Below are 3,364 nucleotides of genomic sequence, written 5' to 3' on the forward strand. Positions count from 1 at the left end.
TGCTTTATTCAACTATTTCAATCATAAATGGCACAGAAACAATGAAATAATAAAAACCATCAAAAACATGATACAAAAAGCAGCCTAAATAAATGAAAAAAAGGATATACCAATTTCCACACTAATATTGACATTACCAAAGAAAGTCGGCACAATTTGGTCTATTGGCCATCGACCGGCTCTCAATCAGCAATGTCATACAGGATAAGTACTGTCGCCAATCACACCCGCTCTGAATCAGCCGGCCGTGACCAAGAAGCAGATCATTCCTTTAAGAGAATGCGGAGATTGCGAGGGATTATTTCCATTTCAAACAATTCCAGCCGCTCCAGCTTGGCTTTGGTTTCGGCGGGGACTTCAGAGACAGCCGGCCCCTGAAGAAGCATAGCTGTCTCTTCCTCGGCAAACATCTCGGTTTCGCCCACCCAGTGAATAAACTTCGCATTTTCCGGGCAGACCCGCTGGCAGTGCAGGCAGCCTGCCAGGCAATCCATCCATGATTGGTCAAACCAGATGGGGAGAGGGCCGGAATTTTCATTGAAAAAGGTGATACAGCGCTCGGCCCGAAGGGCGAAATGTTCGTCGGTGATTGCGCCCGAGGGGCATTCCAGCATACAGGCGAGGCAATGCCGGCAGACGGCCATCATTACCGGTTCCCGCCAGTATGATTCACTGCATGGTAATCCGGTATAGAATGCAACCAATTGATGATAACTGCCGAATCCGGGAACATAGCAGATATTATTTCTCCCGTATTCGCCCAAACCGCTACAAACCGCCAGAAGCTTTTTGGGCAGGGGAGCCGGAACGACCGAAAAGCCGTCGTGATAGAGAAGCTCGCTTAGAACGGTCTGAATTCGTGCCAAATTGGAGGCATTCCCCGAATAGGTCGGCGGGATGAGAAAATGATGCGATTTTCCCTTCCAGTCAAAAATAGCCTGAGTGCTGGGGCGAGGGATAGACGCGATAATGATTGATCTGGCACCCTCAAGGTATTTTTGAGGATCAAAAGTGATATAGGGGAAATATCTTCGTTCTATTTCTGCCGATAAATGCCCCTCCTGCCGATGATTGGCAATTCTCTCCTCCAGGTCGGCGACCCGTTCCACCGGCACAACCCGGCTCTGAATACCTTCTTCTTTTAATAATTCCTGAATATTAGCCGCCTCAATCATGAAGCCTCCCTTCTCAGCATTTATGATTATACACCTCTAAGCGAACAATTTGCATAAATTGGCCGCCGGCGCAATCACTTTTTTCGTCAATAGAAGCGTTTGATCGGTTTTTTGTCGGGTGCGGAGAATATTCGACTTTAGCGGTATGAAATCTCCGCTATGAAAAAGTAATGCTGCCTGGGGAAATTATTGTCCGAGCGCCGCTTTCAGATTCCGGGGAATGATCTCCATGTAGAACAAATCAAGCCGCTCCAGTTTGGCCCTGGTCTCTGAAGAAACCTGTTCCGGTGCCGGCGTCGTAAGGAGCAGGGCGGTTTCCTCTTCGGTGAATGATTCACCCTCGACAATCTGATTTAAGTATGGTGCATTCTCCGGGCAGATGATTTGGCATCGAAGACATCCGACAAGACAATCGAACCACGAGGGATTAACCCAGTCGGGGAATGAACCGGAATTTTCGTTGAAAAAAGTCAGGCAGCGATCCGAGGCGATCGCAAAACGATCACCATCGATAGCTCCGGTGGGGCAGTTCTGCCGACAGGCCGGACAATCCCCGCACGATGACATCATCACCGGCTCTCGCCAGAAATCTTCGGGGCAGGGCATATCAGAGTACAGTGACACCAGTTGGATAAAGCTTCCCATCCCCGGTACATAACAAATATTGTTTCTTCCATATTCGCCCAGTCCGCTGCAAACCGCCAGAAGCTTCTTGGGTATCGGGGCATTGGCAATTTTGTAGCCGTGAGGGACAAGGATTTTCTCCACCCGATCCTTCAAGTTCTGGACTCTGGCGCCGCCGCCAGTATAGGCCGGGGGAATCAGGATAGTATGCATTTCCCCCTGCCACTGGAATCTGTTTCGAATGCAGGGACTGGGGACAGCGGCGATGATAATTGACTTCGCCCCCGGAAGTTGTTTTTCAGGTTCATATTCAATACCGGGAAAACAGGTGCGGTCAACCGGTTCGGGAAGGATTTTTTCGCGACGGCTCTGCTCTATTCTTTCTCTGAGCTCGTTGACATGCGCCACCGATACCACCCGGCATCGGATATGGGCGGCCTCAAGGGCTTCGATCAGTTCATTAATTACAGTCATCATTTTCTCCAATTATAATAAAGCATAACGTGAGGTAGGCGCGATTGTTGCGGAAATCCAATACAGGAAAACTGCCCCCGTCAAAGAGACCTTTCGCCCCTCACTTCGAAGTATGAAACTATTTGCAGACGAGAGTGTAAAATTATATATTTGCCGATAACCAGATGTAAAGGTCGGCTGAAATACCTTAGAGGATTCACCAACCATTATCACTGTCAAGGAGACTGAAAATGCGTACTCTAATAACCGGTATTACAGGTCAGGATGGCTCCTATCTGGCCGAATTTCTCTTGGACAAGGGATATGAGGTTTTTGGCATGGTTCGCCGCGCCTCAACCGAAACTTTCGGCCGGATTGAGCATATCCGTCACCGGATTTCTCTCCATCAGGCCGACCTTCTCGACCAGCTTTCGATAATTAATCTTATCGAGGAGATCAAGCCGGATGAGATTTACAACCTGGCCGCCCAATCCTTCGTGCCGACCTCATGGAATCAGCCGGTTCTCACCGGCGAATTTGATGCTCTCGGGGTGACCAAGATTCTCGAGGGGATCCGTTTCCTCAACCGGAAAATAAAGTTCTATCAGGCGTCCTCATCGGAAATGTTCGGAAAAGTCCGGCAGGTTCCCCAGACCGAGGATACCCCGTTTTATCCCCGTTCCCCATATGGCGTGGCCAAAGCATACGGCCATTTTATCACAATTAATTATCGCGAAAGTTATGGGATTCATGCCGGCTCCGGGATTCTTTTCAACCATGAGTCCCCCCGCCGGGGGCTGGAGTTTGTTACCCGCAAGATTACCGATGGCGCCGCCCGGATAAAATTGGGGCTGGCCGAGAAACTTGTTCTGGGAAATCTCGATGCCGAGCGTGACTGGGGATTCGCCGGGGATTATGTCAAAGCGATGTGGCTGATGCTGCAGAAAGAAGAACCGGGAACCTATGTGATCGCAACCGGCAAGAGCCATTCGGTCAAAGACTTTGTCGAAGTATCGTTTGGCTATCTGAATCTTGATTATCATGACTACGTCGTGACCGATCCCCGTCTGGTGCGCCCGGCCGAAGTGGACCAGCTTCGGGGTGACGCCTCC

The 3,364-nt window shown here is 49.9% G+C and carries 3 protein-coding genes; 1 reads left to right on the forward strand and 2 read right to left on the reverse strand.

What is annotated here, in order from left to right:
• Window positions 1-263 precede the first annotated feature (263 nt).
• Both NT002_13685 and NT002_13690 read right to left on the reverse strand, forming a co-directional pair.
• A complete protein-coding gene (locus tag NT002_13685; GenBank protein MCX6830311.1) occupies window positions 264-1,175 on the reverse strand; it encodes a hypothetical protein in 912 nt (303 codons plus the stop codon).
• A 186-nt stretch (window positions 1,176-1,361) separates the two neighbouring features.
• Window positions 1,362-2,276, reverse strand: a complete 915-nt coding sequence (locus NT002_13690; protein MCX6830312.1) for a hypothetical protein — start codon at window positions 2,274-2,276, stop codon at window positions 1,362-1,364.
• Window positions 2,277-2,503: 227 nt separating this feature from the next.
• Here NT002_13690 and NT002_13695 point away from each other — a divergent pair.
• The coding region (locus tag NT002_13695) for a GDP-mannose 4,6-dehydratase (GenBank protein MCX6830313.1) at window positions 2,504-3,364 on the forward strand (861 nt) is incomplete at its 3' end.

The organism is Candidatus Zixiibacteriota bacterium, from assembly GCA_026397505.1.
Taxonomy (GTDB): Bacteria; Zixibacteria; MSB-5A5; order GN15; family PGXB01; genus JAPLUR01.